The 26,017-nt window shown below is 70.5% G+C and carries 25 protein-coding genes; 15 read left to right on the top strand and 10 right to left on the bottom strand.

Going from position 1 to position 26,017, the window contains the following annotated elements; translation table 11 throughout:
• Positions 1-149 precede the first annotated feature (149 nt).
• The 9 genes from ACQPXM_RS39190 (at position 150) to ACQPXM_RS39150 (ending at position 10,010) form a co-directional block, all read left to right on the top strand.
• Complete coding sequence (locus tag ACQPXM_RS39190; protein ID WP_432943045.1) at positions 150-2,336, top strand: hypothetical protein; 2,187 nt, start codon at positions 150-152, stop codon at positions 2,334-2,336.
• Positions 2,321-3,721 (top strand): GT4 family glycosyltransferase PelF, encoded by a 1,401-nt coding sequence (pelF, locus tag ACQPXM_RS39185; RefSeq protein ID WP_432943044.1) that lies wholly within the window; start codon positions 2,321-2,323, stop codon positions 3,719-3,721. Before ACQPXM_RS39190 ends, pelF begins: the two co-directional genes overlap by 16 nt.
• Complete coding sequence (locus ACQPXM_RS39180) at positions 3,718-5,085, top strand: hypothetical protein (RefSeq protein ID WP_432943043.1); 1,368 nt, start codon at positions 3,718-3,720, stop codon at positions 5,083-5,085. Before pelF ends, ACQPXM_RS39180 begins: the two co-directional genes overlap by 4 nt.
• Complete coding sequence (locus ACQPXM_RS39175) at positions 5,082-5,723, top strand: spherulation-specific family 4 protein (protein ID WP_432943042.1); 642 nt, start codon at positions 5,082-5,084, stop codon at positions 5,721-5,723. Before ACQPXM_RS39180 ends, ACQPXM_RS39175 begins: the two co-directional genes overlap by 4 nt.
• Entirely contained in the window at positions 5,717-6,529 is an 813-nt protein-coding gene (locus tag ACQPXM_RS39170) for an endo alpha-1,4 polygalactosaminidase (RefSeq protein ID WP_432943041.1), read from the top strand. The genes ACQPXM_RS39175 and ACQPXM_RS39170 overlap by 7 nt, the downstream gene beginning before the upstream one ends.
• Positions 6,523-7,173: a LuxR C-terminal-related transcriptional regulator gene (locus ACQPXM_RS39165; RefSeq protein ID WP_432943040.1), complete on the top strand. Its 651-nt coding sequence runs from the start codon at positions 6,523-6,525 to the stop codon at positions 7,171-7,173. The genes ACQPXM_RS39170 and ACQPXM_RS39165 overlap by 7 nt, the downstream gene beginning before the upstream one ends.
• A gap of 265 nt (positions 7,174-7,438) precedes the next feature.
• The gene (locus tag ACQPXM_RS39160; RefSeq protein WP_432943039.1) at positions 7,439-8,116 is read left to right on the top strand and encodes a sensor histidine kinase; all 678 of its coding nucleotides are present in this window, start codon (positions 7,439-7,441) and stop codon (positions 8,114-8,116) included.
• 4 nt (positions 8,117-8,120) lie between these two features.
• On the top strand, positions 8,121-8,789 hold the full coding sequence (locus ACQPXM_RS39155; RefSeq protein ID WP_432943038.1) for a response regulator: 669 nt from the start codon (positions 8,121-8,123) through the stop codon (positions 8,787-8,789).
• Between the two features lie 18 nt (positions 8,790-8,807).
• Positions 8,808-10,010 carry an alpha-amylase family protein gene (locus ACQPXM_RS39150; RefSeq protein WP_432943037.1) on the top strand — a complete coding sequence of 401 codons (1,203 nt, stop codon included), beginning with the start codon at positions 8,808-8,810 and terminating at the stop codon, positions 10,008-10,010.
• Here ACQPXM_RS39150 and ACQPXM_RS39145 read toward each other — a convergent pair.
• Genes ACQPXM_RS39145 through ACQPXM_RS39120 form a run of 6 tightly spaced genes read right to left on the bottom strand, consistent with a single transcriptional unit; the run spans position 9,999 to position 16,519 of the window.
• The gene (locus tag ACQPXM_RS39145) at positions 9,999-11,738 is read right to left on the bottom strand and encodes an FAD-dependent oxidoreductase (protein WP_432943036.1); all 1,740 of its coding nucleotides are present in this window, start codon (positions 11,736-11,738) and stop codon (positions 9,999-10,001) included. The genes ACQPXM_RS39150 and ACQPXM_RS39145 overlap by 12 nt on opposite strands.
• On the bottom strand, positions 11,735-12,595 hold the full coding sequence (locus ACQPXM_RS39140; RefSeq protein WP_432943035.1) for an intradiol ring-cleavage dioxygenase: 861 nt from the start codon (positions 12,593-12,595) through the stop codon (positions 11,735-11,737). Before ACQPXM_RS39140 ends, ACQPXM_RS39145 begins: the two co-directional genes overlap by 4 nt.
• A 29-nt stretch (positions 12,596-12,624) precedes the next feature.
• On the bottom strand, positions 12,625-13,830 hold the full coding sequence (locus ACQPXM_RS39135; protein WP_432943034.1) for a thiolase family protein: 1,206 nt from the start codon (positions 13,828-13,830) through the stop codon (positions 12,625-12,627).
• Entirely contained in the window at positions 13,827-14,945 is a 1,119-nt protein-coding gene (locus tag ACQPXM_RS39130) for a maleylacetate reductase (protein ID WP_432943033.1), read from the bottom strand. Before ACQPXM_RS39130 ends, ACQPXM_RS39135 begins: the two co-directional genes overlap by 4 nt.
• Entirely contained in the window at positions 14,938-15,690 is a 753-nt protein-coding gene (locus tag ACQPXM_RS39125) for a CoA-transferase subunit beta (RefSeq protein WP_432943032.1), read from the bottom strand. The genes ACQPXM_RS39130 and ACQPXM_RS39125 overlap by 8 nt, the downstream gene beginning before the upstream one ends.
• Positions 15,683-16,519, bottom strand: a complete 837-nt coding sequence (locus ACQPXM_RS39120; protein ID WP_432943031.1) for a CoA transferase subunit A — start codon at positions 16,517-16,519, stop codon at positions 15,683-15,685. Before ACQPXM_RS39120 ends, ACQPXM_RS39125 begins: the two co-directional genes overlap by 8 nt.
• Positions 16,520-16,579: 60 nt before the next feature.
• Between ACQPXM_RS39120 and ACQPXM_RS39115 the strand changes: the two genes are divergently transcribed.
• Positions 16,580-17,362, top strand: a complete 783-nt coding sequence (locus ACQPXM_RS39115) for an IclR family transcriptional regulator domain-containing protein (RefSeq protein ID WP_432943030.1) — start codon at positions 16,580-16,582, stop codon at positions 17,360-17,362.
• A 251-nt stretch (positions 17,363-17,613) separates the two neighbouring features.
• On the opposite strand, the gene ACQPXM_RS39110 is transcribed toward ACQPXM_RS39115, so the two are convergent.
• Positions 17,614-18,633 carry an SIS domain-containing protein gene (locus ACQPXM_RS39110; protein ID WP_432943029.1) on the bottom strand — a complete coding sequence of 340 codons (1,020 nt, stop codon included), beginning with the start codon at positions 18,631-18,633 and terminating at the stop codon, positions 17,614-17,616.
• 142 nt (positions 18,634-18,775) lie between these two features.
• Here ACQPXM_RS39110 and ACQPXM_RS39105 point away from each other — a divergent pair, with 142 nt between their 5' ends.
• From ACQPXM_RS39105 to ACQPXM_RS39095, 3 genes are all read left to right on the top strand, one after another.
• Positions 18,776-19,498 carry a GntR family transcriptional regulator gene (locus ACQPXM_RS39105; RefSeq protein WP_077018692.1) on the top strand — a complete coding sequence of 241 codons (723 nt, stop codon included), beginning with the start codon at positions 18,776-18,778 and terminating at the stop codon, positions 19,496-19,498.
• Positions 19,499-19,691: 193 nt separating this feature from the next.
• Positions 19,692-20,717: a class II fructose-bisphosphate aldolase gene (fbaA, locus tag ACQPXM_RS39100; RefSeq protein WP_432943028.1), complete on the top strand. Its 1,026-nt coding sequence runs from the start codon at positions 19,692-19,694 to the stop codon at positions 20,715-20,717.
• 392 nt (positions 20,718-21,109) lie between these two features.
• Positions 21,110-21,700 carry a hypothetical protein gene (locus ACQPXM_RS39095; protein ID WP_432943027.1) on the top strand — a complete coding sequence of 197 codons (591 nt, stop codon included), beginning with the start codon at positions 21,110-21,112 and terminating at the stop codon, positions 21,698-21,700.
• On the opposite strand, the gene ACQPXM_RS39090 is transcribed toward ACQPXM_RS39095, so the two are convergent.
• From ACQPXM_RS39090 to ACQPXM_RS39080, 3 genes are all read right to left on the bottom strand, one after another.
• A complete protein-coding gene (locus ACQPXM_RS39090) occupies positions 21,687-22,742 on the bottom strand; it encodes a hypothetical protein (RefSeq protein ID WP_432943026.1) in 1,056 nt (351 codons plus the stop codon). The genes ACQPXM_RS39095 and ACQPXM_RS39090 overlap by 14 nt on opposite strands.
• 79 nt (positions 22,743-22,821) lie before the next feature.
• Complete coding sequence (locus ACQPXM_RS39085; protein ID WP_432943025.1) at positions 22,822-23,901, bottom strand: type IV toxin-antitoxin system AbiEi family antitoxin domain-containing protein; 1,080 nt, start codon at positions 23,899-23,901, stop codon at positions 22,822-22,824.
• Positions 23,902-23,990: 89 nt separating this feature from the next.
• Entirely contained in the window at positions 23,991-24,440 is a 450-nt protein-coding gene (locus ACQPXM_RS39080; RefSeq protein WP_077018696.1) for an HNH endonuclease, read from the bottom strand.
• A 145-nt stretch (positions 24,441-24,585) separates the two neighbouring features.
• Between ACQPXM_RS39080 and ACQPXM_RS39075 the strand changes: the two genes are divergently transcribed.
• Positions 24,586-24,993, top strand: a complete 408-nt coding sequence (locus tag ACQPXM_RS39075) for a DUF3151 domain-containing protein (RefSeq protein ID WP_432943024.1) — start codon at positions 24,586-24,588, stop codon at positions 24,991-24,993.
• 170 nt (positions 24,994-25,163) lie between these two features.
• Entirely contained in the window at positions 25,164-25,901 is a 738-nt protein-coding gene (locus tag ACQPXM_RS39070) for a 2-phosphosulfolactate phosphatase (RefSeq protein ID WP_432943023.1), read from the top strand.
• The last annotated feature ends 116 nt before the right edge of the window (positions 25,902-26,017 follow it).

Below are 26,017 nucleotides of genomic sequence, written 5' to 3'. Positions count from 1 at the left end.
CCGGTCCCGGCGTTCTGCGGTGGCCGGCGTACTGCAGATGGTGGAGACGGGACTCCACCACCGGCCCGATCCGCTCCGGCCGCCGGACCGCCACGCTGATCGTGCCGCAGCCTGCCTGAGCCGTGGCGACCCGTCCGAAGGAGCTCGAAGTGAGAACAGTCCGCCCATCCGTACGACGCGGAGCGTGGGCCGCGGCGCTGGCCGTTCTGGCGGCCGGGCTGCTGACGCCCCTGCCCAGCGCCCGCGCCGCGGTGACGCCCCGGATCGACCTGAAGGTCCTGGTGGTCAACGACGGCAGCTCCCCGGTCGAGGCGATCGCGAGTGAGCTGGACGCCGAAGGGGTCCCGTACACCGAGGTCGACCTGAACAGCGGGTCGCGGCCGGCCGTCACCGCCGCGTTCCTGTCCGACAAGGTCGGCACGACGCCGCGGGCCAAGTACCAGGCCGTCGTGCTGCCGAACGAGGCGCCGGCGAACCTGACCGCGGCCGAGCTGACCGCGCTGCAGACCTTCGAGCGCACCTTCGCGATCCGCCAGGTGAACGCCTCTACCTGGGCGCACCCCGGCGTCGGCCTCAACTACGCCGCAGCCCCGGGCTACATCGGCACGCTGGACGGCGTCACCGCCACGGCGACCCCACAGGGGCGCGCGGCCGACCTGCGCTACCTGGACGGTCCGGTCGGCTTCGAGGACGCGGACAAGAGCTACTCCGAGAGCTACGGCTACCTGGCCACCCCACTGGCCGGTGCGAACTTCACCACGCTGGTCGGCGCCCCGATCCCCGGCACCGGGCAGACCGGTTCGCTGATGGGGGTCTACAGCCACGACGGGCGTGAGGAGCTCGTCCTGACCTTCGTCTACAACGAGTACCAGGAGCAGTTCCAGTACCTGGCGCACGGCATCATCAGCTGGATGACCCGGGGCATCCACCTGGGCTACGAGCGCAACTACTTCTCCGCGCACATCGACGACGTGTTCCTCGAGGACCTGCGCTGGAGCAAGGACGGCGACTGCACGCCGGGCGACAACTGCAACGTCCAGCTCGACCCGAACGTGCAGCCCTACACGCCGCCGATCCTGATGAACACCGCGGACGTCGACTACCTGAAGGCCTGGCAGGCCCGGACCGGCATGCCGCTCGACGTCACCTACAACGGTGACGGGGTGGCGACCGCGCCGCAGCTGGCCGCGAAGTTCACAGCCGACAAGGCGTCGTTCCGCTGGCTGAACCACACCTGGTCGCACCCGTACCTGGGTTGTGTGCAGGACTTCAGCGCGCTGCCGTGGCAGTGCGCGACCAACAGCACGGGCACGATCCAGTACGCGTCGAAGGCGACGATCTCCACCGAGATCAAGAAGAACACCGACTGGGCCACCGCGAACGGCGTGAAGATCGACCGGACCGAGCTGGTCACCGGCGAGCACTCCGGGCTGAAGACGCTGCCGCAGATGGTGGTCGACAACCCGAACCTGGGCCCGGCGCTGACCGAGCGCGGCATCAAGTACATCGCCTCGGACGCATCCCGGGAGAAGGAGCAGCGCACGATCGGCAGCGCGCTGACCGTGCCGCGGTACCCGATGAACATCTTCTACAACGTGGCCACCGAGGCCGAGGAGATGGACGAGTACAACTGGATCTACACCAGCCGGGCCAACGGCGGCAGCGGCATTTGCGAGGACAACCCGGCCACCACCACCTGCATCGCGCCGCAGAGCACGGTGACGGGGTTCCGCGACTACATCGTGCCGATCGAGGTCCGGATCGCGCTGCGGCATGTGCTCGGCAACGACCCGCGCCCGCACTACGCGCACCAGTCGAACCTGGCCGAGGACCGCATCCTCTACCCGGTCCTGGACGGCGTGATCGACCGCTTCTCCGCCGCGTACGCCTCGAACAGCCCGCTGCTGCACCCGACGATGAAGGAGTCGTCGGACGTGATGCAGCGTGCGTCGCGCTGGAAGACCTACCAGAACAGCATCACGGCGTACGTCGTCGGCACGACCGTGACGGTGCAGAACAACGCAGGCAGCCCGGTGTCCGTCCCGATCACCACGCCGGAGGGCACGAAGGTGCTGGGCCTGCTCGGACTGCCCGCCGGCGCCTTCGGTACGGCGTACGCGGGCGAGCGGTCGGCATACCAGCAGGTGGGCTGGCTGGGCACGCTGAAGCTCGGGCTGCCGTCCGGTGCGGGCTACCCGGTGCCGGCCACCGCCAAGGCTCCGGCCACGTCGACCACGGTCAAGGCTGGGGAGAAGAAGCTGCCGACGCTGCGCGAGTCCGCGGCGATCGGCCCGTTCCGGACCGGCGAGATCACCGGGTCATGGACGTCGCGCTGATCAACGAGGGCACCTATCCCTACGTCAAGGGCGGAGTCAGCCAGTGGTGCGACAAGCTGATCCGCGGGCTGCCCGAGCACACGTTCCGGCTGGTCACGCTGGTCGCGAACGGGACGGAGAAGCAGACGTGGGACCTGCCGGCCAACGCTGAGGTGGTGCAGCCGTTCCCGCTCTGGGGTCCGGCGGCCACGCCTCGGCGGGGCCGGCACCAGGCCCGGGTTACAGACGCGGCCCGGGCCGTCCTGGCCGGGTCGGTACTGGCCCAGCCGGTCGCCTTCGAGTGGGGTCTGCGGGAGTTGGCCCGGCTGGCCGCTGAGCCTGGTTTCGACCGGGCCCTGCGCTCCTGCGACCTGGCCGGTGACCTGCTCGACCTGTGGCCGGCCGCCGAACCACTGACCGTGTACGACGCGATCGTGGCGGCCGAGCTGGTCGAGCGCTCGTTGCTGCCGCTGCGCGTGGACCTCGGCCCTGGGCTGGGCCTCACCCACGCGGTGGCGAACGGCCTGCCCACCCTGGTCGGCCTGGCTGAGAAGTGGCGACGCGGCACGCCGCTGGTGATGTCCGAGCACGGGGTCTACCTGCGGGAGCGCTACCTGGCCTTCCGCGAACTGAGCTACCCGGCCGGGGTGAAGACGATCGTGCTCGGCTTCCTCCGGCAGCTCGCGGAGCTCGGCTATCGGTCGGCGGACTTCGTGGTGCCGGTGGCCAGGTTCAACGCACGGTGGGAGCACCGGCTCGGTGCTGATCCGGCAGCTGTCGTGCCGATCTACAACGGGGTGGAGCCGGAGCGGTACATCGCGATCGAGGACGAGCCCGGGGTGCCGACGATCAGCTGGGTGGGCCGGGTCGATCCGCTGAAGGACCTGGAGACCCTGGTGGCCGCGTTCGCCCTGGTCCGCGAGCAGCTGCCGGAGACGAGGCTGCGGCTGTTCGGCCCGACGCCGGAGGGCAACGAGGAGTACGAACAGCGGTGCCTGGCGCTGGCCGACCGGCTCGGAGTGCTGGACGGGCTGGTGCTGGAGGGCCCGGTGCCGTCGTCGCGGATCGCGTTCGAGGCCGGCCACGTGGTGGCTCTGTCGAGCATTTCCGAAGGGATGCCCTACACCGTGATCGAGGCGATGATGTGCGGCCGGGCCACGGTCTCCACCGACGTCGGCGGTACGGCGGAAGCGGTGGCCGACGCGGGCGCCGTCGTACCGCCCAGGGATCCGTCGGCGTTCGCCGAGGCGTGCCTGGTGTACCTGCGGGACGCGGAGTTGCGGCAGCGGATCGGGCAGGCCGCGCGGGAGCGGGCGCTGGCCACCTTCACTCTGGACAGGTCGATCGACACCTACCGGATGCTCTACCAGGCCACAGTCGGAGCTGAACTGGAGCTGCCCGCATGAGCGCCGACTGCGTCCTGCTGCCCGGGCATCGTCACCAGCTGGCGGCCGAACTGGTCGAGCGGCCCGGTTCGGCGCCGCCGGTCGACGCCTACGAGGTCGCGGCCGCGCTGGAAGCCAGTGGGATCAGCGACCGGACGGCATCGGAACGCTACGGGCGTCCTGACGTCTTCGCCCTCGGTGCGGAGCTGCTGCCGTCACTGCGGATGCAGGCGGTCGGCCACACCCACGCCGTACGGGCTGCTCGGGTGGCTGTCATCCCGACTCTGCAGCGCGGGCTGGTGTTCGTCCTGCCGGCGTTGCTCACGGGTTCTGCGATGGGTGGCCGGACCGCTCAGCTGGAAGTCGTGCTGCTGCTGGCAGCGGTGGCGTACGGCTGGGCTGCGAGCCAAGGCGTCGCGTACGCCGGTTATGCCCTGACCAGCGCGGGGTCGTTGCCCGAGGCCCGCCGATTGATGCGTGATCTGGCGGTCGTGGCACTGGTCCCCGCGCTGGTCGGAGCAGGACTCGTCTGGTGGCAACTGCCCGCGGCCGGGTACGTGCTGGCGGTCGCGGTCAGCCAGATCGCCTACGTGCTCGCCTCGACCGTCGGGGTCGTCCTGCGGCGACCTGGAGTGATGCTGGCGGCCCTGCTGCCCGGACTGCTCGTCGCTGTGCCGGACATGCTCTCCGCCTGGCCACCGCGGCCGGTGGTGCTCGGCGGGATCGGCGTCTCCGTCGTCGCGACGGTGACTGCTGCGCTGGTGATGTGCCGCGGCGGGCGCAGGCCCGGCCGCGCCGTCCGGCGTACGGTGCTGTCCGACAGCCGCTTGTATGCCGCGTACGGCGCCTGCCTGGCTTTGCTGCTCACTTTGGGCCTCGTGGACGGTCTGGTCGCGCCCACTCCTGGGCTGAGTCTCACTCTGCTGCCGCTGGTGGGTGGCGTGGTGGTCGCCGAGTGGCAGTTGGAGCGCTACCGGAGCCAAGCGGGTCTGGTGTTGCAGACGACCACCTCGGCAGCTGCGTTCGGTCAGCTGATCCGCCGCGCGTTGCTGCGCTGCAGTGCCGGCTACCTGCTCGTCCTGGTGGGACTGACCGCGCTGCTCACGCTGAGCAGCGACCTGACGACCGTAATCGCGCTGCGGTTCGGCGCCACGGTGCTGCTCGGCTGGGCGTTTCTGGCCGCCTTGCTCCTGGTCGCGCACCGGCAGGTCGTGCCGGTCGTTCTCGTGACCGGCGCGGGCGTCGTCCTGGCTGCCTGCCGTTACTTCGTGATGGATCAGCCGTTTGTCCTGGCAGTGGGATACCTGGCGATCTGTGGTTCGCTGGCGACGACGCTGTCGGTGCTCGCCTGGCAGCGACTGACTCGGGTGGAGGTGCATCGATGACACGGCTCGCCGTTCCCTGGTACGTGCACCCCGCCGAGGACCCGGAGCAGTGGCGGCGCCTGGCGGCGCTCGGTGACCGGGTGGAGTTCGCCGTCGTCAACGTGGCGGACGGTCCCGGACAACCCGGCGATCCGTACTACCCGCAGGCGCTTGCCATGCTGCGCGCTCACGGGATCCGGCTGCTCGGCTACGTGGACGTCGACTACGGCCGCCGGGGCGCCGCGCACGTCGCTGCCGACGTGGAGTCCTGGCGCACGCTGTACGGCGTCGACGAGATCATGTACGACCAGGTCGCGTCGGGACTCGAAGGGCTCGGCCAGAACCGGATCCTCGCGATGGTCGCCCGGCGGGCCGGCGTACGGACGTTGGTGGCGAATCCGGGAGTGGAGCCGTGCGCGGAGTTGTTCGGGTTGTTCGACATCACCTGTGTCTTCGAGGACGACGCGGCCGCGCACGGCCGGGTCGAGCCGCCGGTGACAACAGCGCGGCGCTGGCACCTGGTGCACGGCGTACCGGTGGAGGAGCTGGAGCGGGTGGAGGAGCGGGCGCGTGACCTGGGCGCTGAGTTGGTGTTCGTGACGGACCGGCCGGCGCCGCATCCGTGGGACAGGTTGCCGTCGGAGCTGGTGCGGTGTTGAGACGGCTGGCCATCGGTGCGTTGCTACTGGTGCTGGCGGGATGTGCCGACTCGGCTGCCGTGCCTCCACCTGTCGACACTGCGTCCACGCAGCCGAGGAGCGGAAGCGGGTGGGTCCCTGAGCAGGGAACCGCTTGGCAGTGGCAGCTCTCCGGCACGCTCGACCTCACCGTCGACGTTCCCGTGTACGACGTCGACGGTGAGAAGACGTCCGCCGAGCAGGTCGCCGAGCTGCACAGCAAGGGCCGGCGGGTGATCTGCTACGTCAGTGTCGGCTCGTACGAGGACTTCCGCCCGGACCAGGCGCAGTTCCCGGCTGCCGTGCTCGGCAAGCCGATGGACGGCTGGCCTGACGAGCGCTGGCTCGACATCCGGCAGTGGGACGAGCTGAAGCCGTTGCTGGCGGCCCGTTTCGACCAGTGCAAGGCGAAGGGCTTCGACGCGATCGAGCCGGACAACGTCGACGGCTACCGCAACGACACCGGGTTCCCGCTGAGCGCCGGCGACCAGCTGACCTTCAACCGGCGGATCGCGGCGCTCGCACACGAACGCGGCCTGCCGGTCGGCCTGAAGAACGACCTCGACCAGGTGGCGGCGCTGCAGCCCGACTTCGACTTCGCGGTCAACGAGGAGTGCATGCGGTACGACGAGTGCGAGCAGCTGCGGCCGTTTCTGCAAGCAGGCAAGGCGGTTCTGCACGTCGAGTACGACCTGGCGCCGGAGGAGTTCTGCGCCGAGGCCCGCAAGCTCCGGATGAGCTCGATGCGCAAGCCGCTCGATCTCGGGGTGGACCGGCAACCGTGCTGAGCGTGGTCGTCTGCCACCGGGTCCGGGTGATCGGAGAGACCGTGGCACTGCACCTCGGCGCCCGGCGCGGGCTGCGAAGTCTCGGCAGTGTCGCCGACCTGGAGGCGTTGCTGCGGGTCGTTGCCGATCACGAGCCGGCGGTGGCGGTCGTGGAGCCGGCCGACCTGGGCGTCGGTGCCGCAGCGATCGTCCGCATGGTCGGTGATGTCGCACCGCGGACCAGGGTGCTGGTGATGGCCGACGCGGCCGACCCCGCTCCGGTGCTGCAGGCCCTGCGAGCCGGTGCGCACGGCTGGGTCGCGGCTTCCGACCCGGTGACCGATGTGGAGGCCGCCGTACGGGCTGTGGGGACCGGTGGGATGTGGGTGAGCGCCGCGGTGCTCTCCGGTCCGGCGCGGTCGGTGGGGGAGAGCTCGGACGACGCACGGCGGCTGGTGAACACCCTGACCGAGCGCGAGCGCACGGTGCTCGGCTGCCTGATCGGTGGGCTGGACCGGCGGGCGCTGGCCGAGCAACTCGGGATCGCCGAGAGCACCGGGCGGACCCACGTCCAGCGGATCCTGGGCAAGCTCGGGGCGCGGACGGCGGTGCAGGCCGCGGCGGTCGGGCGGCGGGCCGGCGTACCGGCGGTGACCGGTCGGTGAACTGCGGAAAGGCAGCCGTAACTCCTGGCAACCAAGCGCGTTAGCTGGGGTGAGAGATGCGGGTCGACACATGATTGACGGCAGGCTGTGTTCTGTTGGCAATCTGAAGTTCGGCCTGCTGACGCTCCGGACTCCAAGCCTGAAGGCGGGGATCAACGGGGTCTCACCAGTGAGGCGTTCGACAACAAGTCAGTCCCAACTCGGGCGGGGACGGCGCGTGCTGTGCGTGCCGTACCGGGGTGTGCGACGACATGGGGGGAAGACGGTGAGTTCTGGCCTGTACGTGCACCGACCAGGCGATCTGGGCGGAATCACGGTGGTTCCGGTCGCGCAACGACCGGCCACCCGACAACCAGCGGACATCTGGCACGACCTGACCCACGAGATGGCGACGGTCAGGGCGTTGACCGCGGCGGCCCTCGAGGCGTCCGACGAGACGTCGCGCCGGGCGATGCTGATGCTGATCGAGGCGGAGGCCGAGCAGGTGTCCGGGCTGCTGCGGCAGTTGCGGGCCGACCAGCGGGTCCAGGACGAGGCGGCCGAGCCGGCGTTCGTGCCGGCCGCGTTGACCGAGCTGGTGCGGACGGTCGCGCCGACCACCCGGACCGAGCTGCGGGTGTCCGGTCAGCTGCCCGCGCTGCGGATCGGGATCGAACGGATCTCGCTGCGCCGGGTGCTGCGCAACCTGCTGGAGAACGCGATCCGGGCCGCCGGCGACAACGGCGTGGTCGAGCTCTCGGCAGTTGCCGTCGACAACGGTCTGGCCGTGGTGGTGGCGGACTCCGGTCCCGGGTTCGGCCTCGGTCCGCCGGGGCTGGCCTCGCGCGGGCTGACCATCGTGCGGACGCTGGTGGCGGCCGCCGGGGGCCGCGTCGAGGTCGGCACCGCGGACCTTGGCGGGGCCCGGGTCACGGTCACGTTCCCCGTTGCCCACCTCAACTGATCCGGTGCCGACCACGACCGGCGCGCCGGTCCGGGTGACGATCTGCGACGACCACCGGGTGTTCGCCGAAGCGCTCGCCGCGGTCCTGCGCGGCCATGGGTACGACGTGACCGGCGTACTGCAGGATCCGCGCCAGGCGGTGCAACTGCTGACCGGCGACCCGGTCGACCTGTGCGTGATGGACCTCGGGTTCCCGGACGCGGACGGCATCGACTTCACCCGCAAGCTGCGGGAGGCGGCGCCCGGCGTCCGGGTGTTCGTGCTGACCGCGCGGACCGGGCCGGAGGTGCTCCGGGACGCGATGGCGGCCGGGGCGAGCGGGATCGCGTCCAAGGACCGGAGCATCGACGAGGTGGTCCGGGCGATCGGACGGGTGGCCGGTGGCGAGCTGTTCTGCGACGACCGGCTGCTGCGCGACGCGCTCGGCCTGGACGCCGACCCGGATCGGGCGCACGCCCGGTTCCTGGCCGGCTACCTGACCCGGCGCGAGCGCCAGGTGCTCGAGTTGCTGGTCCACGGCACCACGACCGACGCGATGGCCGTCGAGCTGGGCATCTCCCGGACGACGGTGCGGACCCACATCCACTCGGTGCTGTCCAAGTTCGACGCGCACTCCCGGCTGGAGGCGGTCGCCTATGCGATCACCAACGGCATCGTCACTGCTCCGGGCTGAGTTGGGTACCGTCGACAGATGTGGACCGACCATGCGATCTGGTGGCACGTGTATCCGCTCGGCTTCACCGGAGCCGAGCGAGCACTCGGCGACCTGCCTGACGGGAGCCCGCCGCAGCACCGGCTCGGCCGGCTGGAGAACTGGCTCGACCACGCGATCGAGCTCGGCTGTTCGGGGCTGCTGCTCGGTCCGGTGTTTGCCTCGGAGACGCACGGCTACGACACGATCGACCACTTCCGGATCGATCCGCGGCTGGGCACCGGCGAGGACTTCGACCAGCTCGTCGCGGCCGCGCACGCACGTGGGCTGCGGGTCGCGCTGGATGGCGTGTTCAACCACGTCGCGCGGTCGTTCGCCGGTCCGCACGAGTGGTTCCGGCGGACCGGTGATCAGCTCGCGGTCTTCGAGGGCCACGACCACTTGGTTGCTCTCGACCACGACCAGCCCGCCGTCCGGCGGTACGTCGTCGACGTGCTCACCCACTGGCTGGCCCGAGGCGTCGACGCCTGGCGGCTGGACGCGGCGTACGCGGTGCCGGCGGTGTTCTGGCACGAGGTGCTGGCCGAGGTCCGGGCGCAGTACCCGCAGGCGTGGTTCTTCGGCGAGCTGATCCACGGCGACTACGCGGACTACGCGCGGACCAGCAGCCTCGACTCGATCACGCAGTACGAGCTGTGGAAGGCGATCTGGAGTTCGCTGAACGACGGCAACTTCTACGAGCTGGCCTACGCGCTGGAGCGGCACGAGCAGCTGCTCGGCACGTTCGTCCCGCAGACCTTCGTCGGCAACCACGACGTCACCCGGATCGCCAGCAAGCTCACCGACGAACGGCATCTCGGGCACGCGGTCGCGATCCTGTTCGCCGTCGCCGGCATCCCGAGCGTGTACGCCGGTGACGAGTTCGGCTGGCCCGGCGTCAAGGAGGACCGGATCGGCGGCGACGACGCGATCCGCCAGGAGTTCCCCGACAAGCCCGGCGAACCGAACGCGACGTACCGGCTGCACCAGGAACTGATCGGCATCCGCCGCCGCAACCCGTGGCTGGTCCGGGCCAGCACCACCGTCGAGCACCTCACCAACGAGGCCGTCGCGCTCAGGTCAACGGCTGACGGGCAGAGCGTCGTCCTGCTGCTGAACGTGAACGACGAGCCCTACCACTTCCCGCTCGAGGTGGCAGAGCCCGTCGTCGAAGCCCACAGCTGGAAGCTCCTAACGCCCTAGGATCGCCGCGAACGCCTCCTGCAGCGCCTCGGCCGGATCATCCGGTACCCCGGCCGCCCGGTACGCGATGTGCGCGTCGGGGCGGACCACCAGGCAGCCGCTGTCCGGGATCTCTCGCAGCCGGGCCCAGTCGCCGTACAGGTCCTCGAGCTCGCGGCCCGGGCCGACGACCGCCGCGTCGATCGGCAGGCCGAGCGACTCCGAGACGGCCTGGGCGGCCTTGACCCAGGCCTCGCCGCCGATGCCGGTCAGCACGGTGAAGCGGCCCTTGCCGACCACGTCCAGCGTCGAGACCGTCTCGGTGCCGCGGGTCAACCAGCAGTGCGGAATGCGCGCGCCCGGCCAGGTGGTCGGGTGGTAGTAAAGCTCCGGATCACGCTCGTACGCCGGCTCCGGCGTACCGTCCGGGACGACCGCGCCGGAGCTGTAGCGCTGGCCGAGCTCGACGCCATGCGCGTTGAACTCGTAGTCCTTCAGCTCGATCGCCCGCCGCAGCTCCTCGCGCTGCGCGGCGCCTTCGGGGCTGTCGTCCTTGCGGGACTCGATCGTGCGCCCGGCCGGCGCGTCCGGCGTCATCCCGAGCGCGGCGAAGATCTGCCCGAACTGGGTCCGGCTCTTGTTGGCGCGCTCGACGATCTGCCGGGCGATCGGCACCCGCTCCTCGTCGTACGACGCCAGCAGCGTCGGCGAGGCCTGGCCCTTCAGCACCAGCGACAGCTTCCAGGCCAGGTTGTAGGCGTCCTGGATCGACGTGTTCGAGCCCAGTCCGTTGCTCGGTGGGTGGCGGTGGATCGCGTCGCCCATGCAGAACACCCGGCCGGCCGAGGCGCGTTCGGCGTACATGTGGTTGACGCTCCACACCGAGGTGCCCTTGAGCTTCACGTCGATCGTGTCGTCACCCACCAGGTTGTGCACGATCTCGGTCGCCATCGCCTCGTCGACCACCGGCGCGGGCTGGTTGATGTCGTAGCCCCAGACCACCAGCCACTCGTTCCACGGCCGGACCATCCTGATCAGGCCCGCGCCGATGCCGCCGATCTGGGCGCCCGGCTGCAGCACCCAGTACAGGACGCTCGGCCGGTGCGCGACGTACTTGGACAGGTCGGCCTCGAAGACGATGTTCATCGAGCCCTCGACGTCCATCTGGCCGGCCATCGGCAGTCCGACGTCCTGCGCGACCTTGCTCCGGCCGCCGTCCGCGCCGATCAGGTACCTGGCCCGGATGTCGTACTCCGAACCGCTCAGCCGGTCGCGGACGTGCGCGGTGACGCCGTCGGCGTCCTGCTCCAGCGACAGGTACTCGGTGTCGAACCGGACCCGCGCGCCGCGGCTGGCCGCCGTGCTGACGAGGATCGGTTCGAACAACGTCTGCGGCAGGTCGCACGGCAAGGTCGGCGACGCCTCGGTGTAGTCGGCCAGGCGGCGTGGATGCGTTCCCCAGGTCCGGATCCGGCCGATCTCCTCACCGGCGAGGCTGGTGCAGAACGCGGTCTGGCCCATCAGCGCGTGTTCGGTGCCCTGGTCGGTGATCTGGTCCTCGATGCCCATGTCCCGCATCAGTTCGACCGTGCGCTGGTTGGTGATGTGCGCCCGCGGGGTGTTCGCGGTCCACCGGTAGCGGGTCAGTACGACGTTGTCGACGCCGTAGCTGGACAGGAACAGCGACGCGGCCCCTCCGGCCGGGCCGCTGCCGACGATCAGGACGTCGGTCTCGAAGGCATCTGTCACAACGTCTCCTCGGTGGGGGCGAGTACCAGGTCGTAGTGCACCGACGCGTACGGCCGGTCGAGCTCGCGGCCGTCGGGGGCGGTCCCGGCCGGATGCTCGGTGAACTCGGCGATCAGCGAGTCCTTCACGCCGAACACCGCGTCGTTGGCCAGATACTCGTCGCCGGCCGCGAACACGTGCGTGATCAGGCGGGCGTAGCCGGGCGCGGTGACCATGAAGTGGATGTGGGCCGGGCGCATCGGGCCGCGGCCACCGGCCCGCAGCAGTTCGCCGACCGGGCCGTCGTCGGGGATCGGGTAGGCGACCGGCCGGACCGACCAGAACGAGAAGTTGCCTTCGGCATCGGTCGTGAAGTGGCCCCGGTTCTGCGGGACGCCGAGGTTTTTCTGGACGTCGTAGAAGCCGTCCTCGTCGGCCTGCCAGGTCTCCAGCAGCGCACCGGCGACCGGCTCGCCACTGATGTTCAGGATCCGGCCGCCCACCAGGCACGGCTGCCCGGGCGCGCCGTTGGCGATGTCGTCGCCGAGCTCGTACGCCGGTGAGCCCTCGACGAAAAACGGGCCGAAGACCGTCGCCGCCGTCGCTTCCGGGGGAAGTTTGGTGTCCAGCCCGACGGTCAGCATCGACAGGCCGAGCACATCGGCGAGCAGGACGAACTCCTGCCGCGTCTCGGTCGAGATCTGGCCGGTCCGGGTCAGGAAGTCGATGCCGCGGAAGTACTCCTGCTCGGTGAGATCGACCTCGCGGGCGAACGCGTGCAGATGCCGCACGAGCGCGCTCATCACTTCTCTGGTCCGGGGGTCCGGACTGCCGTCGAAGCTCGCCACCACCGCGCCGGTCAGGTTGTCGCCGTCCATCTGGTCGCTCCTCGCGCCTCGATCACCACTCATGACTCGATCACCATCGCCAGTCCCTGGCCGACGCCGATGCACAGCGTCGCCAGGCCGTAGCCGCCGCCGCGCCGCCGCAGCTCGTGCGCGAGGGTGGTCAGAATCCTTGTCCCGGAGCTGCCCAGCGGATGGCCGAGAGCGATCGCTCCGCCGTTCACGTTGACCTTGGACCGATCCAGCTCGGGCCATTCGCCCAGGCAGGCCAGGCTCTGCGCGGCGTACGCCTCGTTGAGCTCGACCAGTTTCAGGTCGTCCCAGCCGATGCCGGCCTTCGCGAGCGCCTTGCGGGCCGCCTCGACCGGGCCGATCCCGAAGTACTGCGGTTCGACGCCGTGCACCGCGCGACTGACGATCCGGGCCAGCGGGTCGATCCCGAGCCGGCGGGCGGTCTGCTCGTCACCGATCAGTACGGCGGACGCGCCGTCGTTGAGCGTCGAGGCGTTGCCCGCGGTGACCGTGCCGTGCTCGCGGAACGCCGGCTTCAGCTTGGCCATCACCTCGGGGGTGCCGCCCTCGCGGATCGACTCGTCGCGGGTCAGCGGCTGGGCCCCCTTCGGCAGGATCGGCGCGAGATGCTCCCACGGGACCACTTCCCCGTCGAACGTCCCAGCCGCCCAGGCCTTCGCCGCCTTCTCGTGCGACTCCAGCGCGAACAGGTCCTGCGCCTCGCGGGTGATCCCGTAGCGCTCGGCCAGTTGCTCGGTCGCTTCGCCGAGCGAGACCGTCCACTCCTTCGGCATCCGCGGGTTGACCAGGCGCCACCCGAGCGAGGTCGACTCCGCCGTCAGGCTGCCGTGCGGGAAGGCGCGGTCGGGCTTCGGCAGCACCCAGGGAGCGCGGCTCATCGACTCGACACCGCCCGCGATCACGAGGCTCGCATCTGCGGTCTCCACCGCCCGCGCCGCCTGGATCGCGGCTTCCAGACCCGATCCGCAGAGCCGGTTCACCGTCGTACCGGGGACGCTGGTCGGGAAGCCCGCGAGCAGCGCCGCCATCCGGGCGACGTCCCGGTTCTCCTCGCCGGCACCGTTGGCGTTGCCGAGGAAGACGTCGTCGATCTCCGCGGGGTCGAGACCGGGGTGGCGGACCAGGAGTTCCCGCAAGGTCACCGCGGCCAGGTCGTCCGGCCGGGCGCCGGCCAACGCCCCACCGAGCTTGCCGACCGGCGTACGAACGGCATCGAACACGAACGCGGACTTCATCGCGTTACTCCTTGGCTGCCTCGCCCGGCTGCGCCGGGCCCGCGGTGCTCGGCCGCCGGCGGGCGGTCGCCCGACCAGGCGGCGAGGAGGAGCTCGGTCAGCGCCGGCTCGTCGATCGGCACCACGTTCTCCACCCCGCTCGCCGCGAAGCGGCGAGCGGCGTCCTTGGCCTGCTGCTCGGTCAGGCCGAGGGAGCGCAGGCTGGTCGGCACGCCTGCCGTGGTGAACAGGTCGAACAGGCCGCTGGCCAGATCGTCCGTCTCCAAGGCCGCTTCGAGGCGGGCCTTCGCTCTCGGGACCGTGGGCGCGTTCAGCCGGGTGACGTGGGGGAGGACGGCGGCGTGGGTCTCCGCGTGGGGGAGACCGTAGGCACCGCCGAGGAGGTGGCAGAGTTTGTGGTGCAGGCCCGTTCCCGCGGACGCGAGGGCCGAGCCGGCCAGGCCGGCGCCGTACAGGAGGTTGCCTCGGGCATCCAAATTGTGACGGTCGTCGAGGACGGCGAGCAGGCCTTCGCGCAGGGAGCGGACGCCCTCGACGGCGGTGATCTCGGTGATCGGGTCGGCCTTCGGCGTCCAGGTCGCCTCGACGCAGTGGGCCAGGGCGTTGGCGACGCTGGCCGCGGTGAGCTTCAGCGGAAGGCGCAAACTCAGCACGGGGTCGTAGACCACCGTTCGCGGCAGTACGGCGAGGTCGGTGCCGGTGGTTTTGGTCCCGTCGGCGGTCTGGCCCCACACCGGTGTCATCTCCGAGCCGGCGTACGTGGTCGGTACGGCGAGAATCGGCAGTGCGGTGGTCAGCGCGATCGCCTTCGCCAGCCCGATCGCCGAACCGCCGCCCAGCGCGACGATCCCGTCGGCGCCGACCTCGGCGGCCTTGGCCCGCGCGGCGTCGGCGCGATCGAGCGGGACGTGTTGCCTGACCTCGTCGATCCGGCCCGCGAACCGATCACCCAGCGCGAGCTCGACCAGGTCGGCCGACTCGCGCACGGAACCGGTGGAGATCAGCAGCGCGCGCGAGACGCCGAGCAGCTCGACCTCGCCCGCCACGCGATCCAGCGAACCAGGTCCGAAGACGACCCGGCTCGGAAAGCCGATGTGCACAAAGGATTCAGGCATCGACGGCCTCCCGGTTGCGGAGTCCGCGCAGGGCGGTGAGCTCGGCCTCGGTCGGCGCCGGGACCGCTTGGATGTCCTCGGCAACCTTCAGCGCCCATCCGGTCGCCGCGACTGCCTGCTCGACCGTGACGCCGGGATGCAATCGGGTCAACGTCAGCTCGTTGGTGGACGGGTCCGGTTCCAGGACGCCGTGATCGGTGATCACCAGCGTCGGTCCCGCGCCCGGCGCGACCCGCTCCCGTCCGGTCGGGCCGTAGCCGACCGACGACACGAAGTCGACGGTCTCGACGAACGTCCGCGGCGACTGCTTGACGATCACGATCACCCGGCGGGCCGCGGCCGCGATCTCCGGCGCACCGCCCGCGCCGGGCAGCCGGACCTTCGGGTGCGCGTGGTCGCCGATCACGGTCGTGTTGATGTTGCCGAACCGGTCGAGCTGCGCGGCCCCGAGGAACCCGACGTCGATCCGCCCGGCCCCGACCCAGAAGTTGAACATCTCCGGCACCGACACCACCGCGGTCGCCGTCGCGGCCAGGTCGTCGTCGCCGATCGACAGCGGCAGCCGGCGCGGCTTGGCGTCGATCGCGCCCGACTCGTAGACCAGCCGGCAGTTCGGCGCGTGCGTCCGGCGGGCCAGGTTCGCGGCCAGATTGGGCGGCCCGACGCCGACCAGGCAGACATCGCCGTCGTGCAGTTCCCGCGCCGCGGCGACGTTCATCATCTCGGCGCTGTCCCAGTCAGGCATCCGCGCGCTCCTTGAGGTCGTTGTCGGCCGCCCAGGCCAGGAACGACGCCCGGTCGCGCGCGATCGCGTCCCAGCGCTGGTAGAACTCGTTGTCCCGGACGGAGTAGCCGGCGGCGTACGAGGGCCAGGCGCCGTTCGGCACCACGCAGACCGCGCTCAGGACCCAGTTCGGCAGGATCACCGCGCCGGTCCGCTCGGGGAACTCGTCGACGACCTGCTCGACCGTGACGATGGCCCGGTCCGCGGCCAGCACGGCTTCGCGCTGGACGCCGGTGATGCCCCAGAGCATCACGTTGCCGTCGCGGTCGGCGAGCTGCGCGTGGATGACCGTGACGTCGGGGTTGACCGCCTTGACCGCGGCGAGTTCCTCGCCGGTGAACGGGCAGGTGACGCGGGAGATGATCTCGCGCTGCTGCTCCAGGTCGGTCCCGCGATACCCCCGCAGTACGGCGAACGGCAGCCGCGCGGCGCCGGCGGAGTACGCGTTCGCGAGTCCGGCATGGCTGTGCTCCTGGACGGCGAGCGGATGCGGCCAGGAGTTCTCCACCGCGTCGCGCAGCCGGTGCAGCGAGCCGACGCCGGGGTTGCCGCCGTACGAGAAGACGAGCCGGTCGGCGACGCCCAGCCCGATCAGCTGGTCGTAGACGAGGTCAGGCGTCATCCGGACCAGGGTCAGGTGGCGGCGGCCCTGCCGCGCGATCTCGTGGGCCGCGGCGAACGGGATCAGGTGCGTGAAGCCCTCGAGCGCGACCGTGTCCCCGTCGTGCACGTGCTCGGCGATCGCGTCGGTCAGCGCGGTGATGGTCGGGGCAGGGACTGGACTCGGCATGAAAGCTCCGCTACGATTTCGCTGAGCGAAAAATTCTTCTTTCAACGAAAAGGCTAGCCGATGTCCGGTGACGCGTCCACAGGCACGTTCCTGCAAGGGCTGGAGCGCGGGCTGGCGGTGATCCGCGCGTTCTCGGCCGAAACGCCGTCGCTGACGCTGAGCGAGGTCGCCCGCGACGTCGGCATCACGCCGGCCACCGCGCGGCGGATCCTGCTGACCTTGGAGCAGCTCGGCTACGTCCGGAGCGACGGCCGGCGATTTGCCCTGACGCCTCGGGTGCTGGCGCTGGGCTGGGCGTACCTGTCGTCGCTGGACCTCGGGGACATCGCCGGTCCGTTCATGGAGGAGCTGAGCGCACAGACCCGCGAGTCCTGCTCGATCGCGACACTGGACCTGCCCGACATCGTGTACGTGGCGCGGGTGCCGACCAGCCGCATCATGACGGTCGCGCTGGGTGTAGGAGCCCGGCTGCCGGCGTACGCGACGTCGATGGGCCGGGTGCTGCTCGCCGGGCTGCCTGAGGATGAGCTGGAGGCGTACCTGTCGTCGGTGGAGACCGAGCAACTCACCGAGCACACGGTGACGTCACCGGAGAAGCTCCGCGAGGTGATCAAGCAGGCCGGCACCGACGGCTACGCGGTCGTCGACCAGGAACTGGAACTCGGCCTCCGCTCGATCGCTGTACCGATCCTGGACTCCCGCGGCCGAGCAACCGCCGCCCTCAACGTGTCAGCCCACGCCTCCCGCAGCACACGAGCCGCCCTCCGCACCGAGGTCCTGAAACCCCTCCAGGACTGCGCCGACCAGATCGGCACAGCCCTCCGCCGCCGCGGCCGCATCTAGACCTCCGCCGAAACGAAATGCAGCCGCTCCTTCAGGAATGCGCCGGCCAGATCGGCCCAGCCCCTGCGCCGCCGCGGGCGGATCGGGCCCAGTGCCGGAAACGAAACGCCGCCGCTCCCCATGGGGAAGCGGCGGCGCTGTGTCGAAGTCCCGCCCAGGTCGGCTTGGCCAGACCTGGCTCTGTTTCCGGCCGGTGCAGCAGCAACCACAGGCGGCGTTCTCGGCCGCATCCACGCCGGGCTGTAGTGAAATCAGTCCGTCTGAGTGACCTTGCGCAGACCGCGCGGCGCGTCCGGGTCCAAGCCGAGCTTGCGGGCCAGGGCCTCGATCGCACGCTGGGCAGGGATCACCAACGCCAACGGCGCAAGGGTTTCCGGCAGATCCGGCCCGGCGAGGTTCACATCGCACAGGGAGGCGAACTTCGCGTCCCCACCGATGCCGAGGATCTTGCTGCCCTTCTCCCGCACGATCGACGCCAGCTCCGTCATCCCCGGCAGCGCCGGACCGTCAGCCGCCGCGACCAGAATCGTGACGAGATCCGCGTCCACCACCGCGATCGGGCCGTGCTTCAGATCGGCGTACGACAGACCGCGGACCGGCTGCAGACAGGTCTCCTCCAGCTTGAGCGCCACCTCCAGCGTCGTACCGAAGGTGAGTCCACGCCCGCTGGACAGTACGTCGTGAGCACCGGCGAGCAGCTCCGCCGAGGCGTCGACCGAGCCCTCCAGCATCTTCGCCGCGGCCTCCGGGACGCGGGCGATGTCCGCGTCCAGCGTGCCCGGCTTCTGCGCCAGCGCGTCGACGGCGACGGTGATCGCCGCGAGTTGCGTGGTGTAGGTCTTGGTCGCCGGGACCGCCAGTTCCTTGCCCGCCTGGGTGATCAGTGCGACGTCCGCGGTCGAGGCCAGCGGGCTGTCGGCGTCGTTGGTGATGCCGACGATCGCGGCGCCGTTGCGCTTGGCCCATTCCGCGGTGTCGACGATCTCCTGCGTCGCGCCGGACTGGCTGACCGCGACGACCAGCGAGTTCGACAGGTCGAGGTTCGCGCCGTACAGCGTGGCCACCGACGGCGCGGCCAGCGAGGCCTGCCGTCCGGCGTGGATCTCGGTCAGGTAGCGGCCGTAGACGCCGGCGTTGTCCGAGGAGCCCCGGGCGACGAAGATCACGTGCCGGCGGCCGGCCGCGAGCCGGGTGACGTCGTGCCGGCTGGGCAGCACGTGCTCGAACGTGGCGGCCAGGGCGGCCGGCTGCTCGGCGATCTCGCGTGCCATCTGGGTAGCAGGGGCGGGGACAGACACCACTGGGATCACTGGTCCTATCTGGTCTTAACAGGTATGCTGCGCACGATAGCAGTGAGCGGTCGTCCGGGGCACCCCCCGCGGCAACGCCGAAGGTCTGGAGGATCGAGATTCGATGGTGGCTACCAAGCGGGCCCAGGTTCGGTCGGTGCTGGAACGGCTGATCGACGTCGAACTGCACCCCGGCGACCCCATCCCGTCCGAGCGCGCCCTGGTGGACAAGCTGAACGTCTCCCGGGTGACCGTGCGGCAGGCGATCAGCGACCTGGTCGAGTCCGGCGCGCTGGAACGCGTGCACGGCAAGGGAACCTTCGTCACCGGTCCACAGGTCGACTCCCAGCTGCACCTGACCTCGTTCTCCCGCGAGATGCGGGCGCGGGGACTCGAGCCGGGCACGGTGGTGCTGTCGGCCACCGAGATCGAGGCCTCCGACGAGACCGCCAAGGGACTGCGGGTCGCGAAGGGCACCAAGGTGATCCGGGTCGAGCGGCTGCGCACCGCGGACGCGTCGCCGATGGCCTACGAGGTCGGGTACTACCCGTCCGCGCTGTTCCCCGGCCTGCTCGGCCGCGAGCTCGGCACCCTGTACGACGTCTTCGCCAGCGAGTACGACGTCGTCGTCACCTCGGGTGAGCAGACCGTCCGGGCGGACAACGCCGACGGTCATGTCGCCCGCGTCCTCGGCGTGGCCCGGCGGGCACCCCTGCTGGTCCTCGAGCGGACGACGTTCGCCGGCCGCAAGGTCGTCGAACTGTCCTGGTCGGCCTACCGCGCCGACCGCTACCGGTTGCACATGGCCCTCACTCCCCGCGGCCCGCGCTCCGGATCCTCCACCTGAACCCCGTAGCGTCCGAAGAACCCGAGGCAACAGCGCTCGCCTCTTCGGACGCTACCGACTGGCTGTTGCCTGTTGTTCGCTCCCCGGTCATCCTGACCGGCTCAACAGGTGGGCCACCACGGACGACGAGGTCCGCGATGGCGATACTGGAGCTCAACCCACATGAACTGTGCTGTGAGGAGTACCGCGAGACATGCCTATTGCCACCCCTGAGGTCTACGCCGAGATGCTGGACAAGGCCAAGCAGAACCGCTTCGCCTACCCGGCCATCAACGTCAGCTCCTCGCAGACGCTGACCGCCGCGATCCGCGGGTTCGCCGAGGCGGGCTCGGACGGCATCGTCCAGGTCTCCACCGGCGGTGCGGAGTACCTGTCCGGCTCGACGATCAAGAACATGGTCACCGGTTCGGTCGCGCTGGCGGCGTACGCGCACGAGGTCGCGAAGAACTACAACGTGAACATCGCGCTGCACACCGACCACTGCCCCAAGGACAAGCTGGACGGGTTCGTCCGGCCGCTGCTGGAGATCTCCGCCGAGCGGGTCGCCCGCGGCGAGAACCCGCTGTTCCAGTCGCACATGTGGGACGGTTCGGCGGTGCCGCTGGACGAGAACCTGGAGATCGCCAAGGACCTGCTGGCCAAGGCGCACGCGGCCAAGATCGTGCTGGAGATCGAGGTGGGCGTCGTCGGCGGTGAGGAGGACGGCGTCGCGAACGAGATCAACGACAAGCTGTACACCACGGTCGAGGACGGCCTGGCCACGGTCGAGGCGCTCGGCACCGGCGAGAACGGCCGCTACCTGACCGCGCTGACCTTCGGCAACGTGCACGGCGTCTACAAGCCCGGCTCGGTCAAACTGCGCCCGGAGATCCTCAAGGAGATCCAGGACGCGGTCGGCGCGAAGGTCGGCAAGGACCGCCCGTTCGACCTGGTCTTCCACGGCGGCTCCGGCTCGACCCTGGAGGAGATCCGGGCCGCGGTCGACAACGGCGTGATCAAGATGAACGTCGACACCGACACCCAGTACGCGTTCACCCGCCCGGCCGCCGCGCACATGTTCACCAACTACGACGGTGTGCTGAAGGTCGACGGCGAGGTCGGCAACAAGAAGGCCTACGACCCCCGCGCGTGGGGCAAGGCCGCCGAGGCCGGCATGGCCCAGCGCGTCGCCGAGGCCTGCGAGCACCTCCGCTCCACGGGCACCTCGCTCAACGCCTGACCAGCACCACCGCTGAGCTACCGGTCTCCGCCGCATCACCGGGTGGGCATTGGGGCTCCGCGCTCGCATCACCCGGCGGGACCAGGACTCCGCGCCCACACCACCGCTGAGCCACCGGCTCACACCCGCATCACCAGGTGGGATCGGATCTCGCATCACCCCAACGGGTGGAACGGGGTACGCACCACACCAGCCGGTGGGACGGGGCCCGGAACAGCATCGCCGACGGACCCGCTGCGCGAGCAGCGGGTCCGTTTGTGCACCCAGGGACACCGAATGGCGCGAAGACAGTTCCCCTTGCTTCACCTCGTGCCCATCGAACTGCGCGACGTTGTGCTCGACTTCGTCTGGGACGCCGACCGGCTGCGTGAGCTGGACCTACCCACCAGAACGTGCCCGTCAGCGAGCTCGACTGGCACCTCGACCTCCCGTTCTGGTCGGTCGATGGCGAGCCGTTCCAGGTAACGCCCCGCCAGGTCGCCGCCGAGCCGCGCCGATTCTCGGCGCAGTACGGGCGCACGGTGGTCGGCATCACGGCGTACCGGGATGCCTTCTCGCCGCGCTCGGCGGCGGCGCTCGCCGCCGACCTTCGGTTCCCCTCTTTGGACGTCGTCGAGCGCGCCGACCGGCTGACGATCCTGGACGGGGTACACCGGCTGCTCAAGGCGGTGATGATCGGCAGGGACCGGATCGCGGTACGCGTCCTGCCCTGGAACGGCTGGACGCCATCGCTGGGTGAGCCGCGCGGCGATGCCCTGGCGTGGAAAGCGGCGACCACCCGGTCGTATCGCGACGCGACGACCGGCGGCGCTTTGAGCTTCCCGCCGGGCGCGAGCACCAGCGGCGGGGCATCGCTGACACCCGGCGGGCTGCGGCCGGAGAGGTCAGCAGGCGGAGACGATCGCAGTCGAGTTCTCTGCGGTGCCCAGTCTCGGGGATGCGGCGAACATAGGCGCCCACGTTCCGGGATCATCGGACGGTGAGTCCTCCCCAGTCGGGGGCGTAGAACGGGGTGATCGACTGGCAGTCGGTGATCGGCTCGTCGGTGGGGGTGAAGCCCCAGAGCCAGCCGAGGCGGTCGGTGTGGCCGTCCTTGAGGGAGAACGAGACGGGCTTGCCGACCAGTTGAGGGGCGGTCGGGGACTTGGTGACGATGCCGGTGGCAACGGCGACCGGACCGCCGACGGCCAGGCAGGTGATGCGGCCCTGGAAGTCGGCGACGACCTGGCCGTCGGGTTTGTGGTGGGTGACGTGGAATCCACCCTTCACCTGCAGGGCGTCGTCGCCGGGCGCGATGCGGGCGGCGAGGGCGAAGCGCGACGGGTCTCCGACGAACGGAGGCGACTTGCTGGTCCCGCCCAGGACCGCGTGGATCTGGGAGCCGGCCGCGTTCGACTTCACGTTCACCTGGGCGGCGGAGGACCGCTGAGCCGGCCCGGTTTCGACGCGGAAGTCACCCCAGTTGACGGTGAAGTGCGGAGCGGTGCCCTGGACCCGGTTGACCGGCGCGCCGAAGAAGCCCCAGACCCAGCCGATCCGATCCGGCGTCCGCGGAGCAGACCCGCGCGGCCGGCCGCTGTCGTACACGGTGAGGGCGATCTTCTGGCCGACCATCTCCAGTGGCAGCCCGGGATGGTCGGCCTGCTCGATCACACCGGTCAAAGTCGCGACCTCGTCCACGGCGTACAGGCTCGTCACCTTGCCGCTGAACTCGGCCAGCAGTTGTCCGTCCGGTTTGCGGTGGACGACGTGGAACGTGCCGGTCGGGTTCAGCGGGTCGACGGTTCGCGCGTTGACCTCGAAGCTGACCGGGTCGCCGGCGAAGCCGCCCCACTCCGGGCCGAGCGCACCACCAGCCTTCCCGGCGACCTCCATCACGCGAGATGCCGCGCCGCCGACCTCTGCGGCGGCGGGCGGCGGCGGGCTCGCGGCTGACGGCGCTCCGGCCAGTACGGCGGCGACGCTCGCGACGGCGATTCCCAGCGCTCCGGCGCGGAGAATCCTTCGGCGGTTCATGGTGTGCACGTGTGCCTCAGCTCCTTCGGTTTGGCTCCACCGTCGCCCGGTCGAGCGGCGCCGCGGATCCCTCCAGCGAATGAAGTGACTAGCTCTGACGGGTGATCGGACCCTGAGTGCTCAGCTCGGCGGACCGGCGGGCTCGGCGCGCGCGGCGGGCGGGATCGAGGGTCCTCACGGCGGTCGCCCGGTTCGCTCGGGCGAAGGCCGTGCGTACCCGCTCGGTCACCTCGACCGGATCGTCGAGATCGGCCCAGGAGATCCAGCAGTGGCCGGCCGGCGACGGATCGACGGGCAGCCCTGGCCGCGGAACACCGAAGGCGCGGTCGGCGGCTTCGGCCAGATACGCGGTGAGCGCGGGCGTGCCCTCGTCGGCGGCGTCGGTCCAGTACGGGCGGTACGGCTCGAACTCGACGACGGTCCGCTCGCCGGGAAACCACAACGAACAGCCGAGCTGGTCCGCGTCGACGCCAGGCGGCGGAGATGAGGACGGCATCGGCAGTCCCGCGTCGGCAAGGATCAAGCGCAGCCGCGACTCGGCAACCGACGCCGACTCGGACGTCGCCCGAGTGACGATGCCGCGCGCCCGTTCGGCACCCTCGATCAGGTGGTCGGTGGCCTTGCGCAAGGCGGCTGTCGTGGTGAGACCCGAGTAGAGGCTGGCGTCGGCAACGGCCTGGGCGGGCGCGGGTGGACACGTCGCGGCCACCTCGGCGACCGCGCGCGGAGGCGACGTCAGGCGGATCCCGTTCCACGCCACGACGCCAGGTCCCACCGGACTCCGCACATGCCGTACGACGTCTGGCTTCGCCATCACCCGCCCACGCAGCACCCCAGGGATCTCCTCGGGAGCCGCCAGCGTGAGATGCACCTCGGAAAGGTCGAGCCCCCACAGCGGAAGCCCGTGCAGGGCCGCCGCCGACTGGTGGCTGGCGATCCGGCCCGAGGACTCGCGCAGCAGCTGGAAGGTCCGGCGTACGTGCAGGGTCTCGTCGGTGACCAGGGTCAGGTCGCGGAAGGCGGCGTACCGGCCGGGGCGGATCCGGCGCCAGCCGCCGGTGCTGAGCAGGGTGTCGATGTCGGGGTCGGTGTAGCCGCAGGCGCGGGCGTCGGCGCGGGTGAAGACGCCGCCGCGGATCGCGCGCAGCACGCTGAGGGTTGGGTTCACACCTCAGAAGATGCCGCGATCACCACCGTCGGCGAGCACCTCGTCCGCAGCCTGTGGACGACCCTGGAAAAGGGCATAAAAAAGGCCCGTCATGTCTCTATGACGAGCTCGGCGCGGGTTGGTACCCAGGGTTGCCACAGCAGGGGCATGTTGGCCTCCGACGGCGTCCGGTTGCCCTTCCGCTCGTTGCAGGCGGCATGGGCGGCGACCGCGTTCAGCCACTCCGTGCGGCCGCCTCTGGATCTGGGTTGGACGTGGTCCATGGTGTCGGCGTTGTCCAGTCCGCAGTAGGCACAGCGGAACCTGTCCCGCCGCAGCACGCCGTGCTTGCTGTACTTCATCCGGCCGGCCGCGTAGCGCCAGTGGGTGACCACGTAGCGCACGAGCCTGAGCACCCGTGGCACCGGAAAGGGCCCGATGGTCCGTTCGCCGTGCGCCTCTTCGACCACCGCGACCTCACGGACCAGCATCCGGATGGCGTGCTGGATCGAGACGGTGTGCAGCGGCTCGTACGACGCGTTCAGGACGATGACGCTCATCCGGTGCCTCCTTTCCGGCCGTAGCTGGGAACCACGGCGGTACGACGCAGGGTCTCAAGCATCCGTGGCCGGTACGTGAACGGTCAACGGATTTCGCCAGACGGTCACGTGCCGGAACGGCTGCGTGATCGGCGAAGATGTGCCTATGGAATTGAACAATCTGCTGAGTGGTCCACCCGAGACCCTACTCCCCGAGGACCCGGCCGCGGCGGAACTCGCCGCCGGGTTGCCGGCGGTGGAGGCGGCCGCGAAGTTCCCGACCTCCTCGCTGGCCTGGTCCGAGCTGGCCGAAGAGGCGTTCGCCGGCGGCCGGACGATCGAGGCCTACGCGTACGCCCGGACCGGTTACCACCGGGGCCTCGACCTGCTGCGCCGCAACGGCTGGAAGGGCCACGGCCCGGTCCCGTGGGAGCACGAGCCGAACCGCGGCTTCCTGCGCTGCCTGGCGGTGCTGGGCAAGGCAGCGGCCGCCATCGACGAGAAGGACGAGGCCGAGCGCTGCGCCACCTTCCTGCGGGACTCCTCGCCCACCGCGGCTGACGTCCTGAGCTGACCTCGCACCTCACCGGGATACCCCGCTCCCCGGCCCCACGCCATTTGGTGGGTTCACCCACCAAATGGACCGTTGGCCCACCGGAATCCGACGGGCCAACGGTCCACCCGATGGGTTGACCCACCAAATTGCCTTGGCGGGCGGGGCGGAGGGCGGCGAGGATCTGGGCGGTGACCAGCCCTTACTCGCAGTCCGGGTACCGCGTCGGCTTCGACTGGGGGCCGGCCGGTGCCACGGCTGTTCCCGGTGCACTCGTCGCGGTCGTCGACGTCCTCTCGTTCACCACCTCGGTGACGGTCGCCGCCGACCGCGGCATCACGGTCCTGCCGTACCGCTGGCGCGACAGCACAGCCCGCCAGTACGCCGAACAGCACGCCGCCGCGCTCGCCGTCGGCCGGTCCGAGGCGGGCCGCGACGGCATCAGCCTGTCCCCGGCCACAATCCGCCAGGCCCGCGACGTACAGCGCCTGGTCCTTCCGTCGCCCAACGGCTCCACCATCTCCCAGCTGCTCGCCGACAGCGGCTCCACAGTCCTGGCCGTCTCCCTCCGCAACTACCAAGCTGCAGCCCAGTGGGCAGCAACCCAGAACGCCACAGTGGTGGCGATCGCCGCCGGCGAACGCTGGCCCGACGGCTCGCTACGCCCGGCCGTAGAAGACCTCTGGGGTGCCGGTGCGTTCATCGCAGCCCTCCAGGACCTCGGTGTCGGCCCTGTCTCACCGGAAGCCCGGGCGGCTGCCGCGGCCTACCGCGAGGTGGCGGGGGAGTTGCCAGAGCTGCTGAAGGAGTGCGCTGGTGGGCGAGAGCTGACGCAGTACGGCTACCCGCAGGACGTGGCGATCGCCGCGGAGGTCGGCAGCAGCCGATCCGTGCCGATCCTGCGCGCTGGTGCGTTCGCAGTACACTGATCTCGACACAGACACTTCGATGTTCTGCCCGGTGACATAGCCGGCAGGCGGCGTGCGTCCCCGCTTCCTGCCGAAAATGGACGGTTGTAGGCGGCACTGACGGACCGAACGAGCTG

Origin of the sequence: Kribbella sp. CA-253562, assembly GCF_050942265.1 — a bacterium.
GTDB lineage: Bacteria > Actinomycetota > Actinomycetes > Propionibacteriales > Kribbellaceae > Kribbella.
This window is presented reverse-complemented; position numbering and strand designations above follow the sequence as displayed.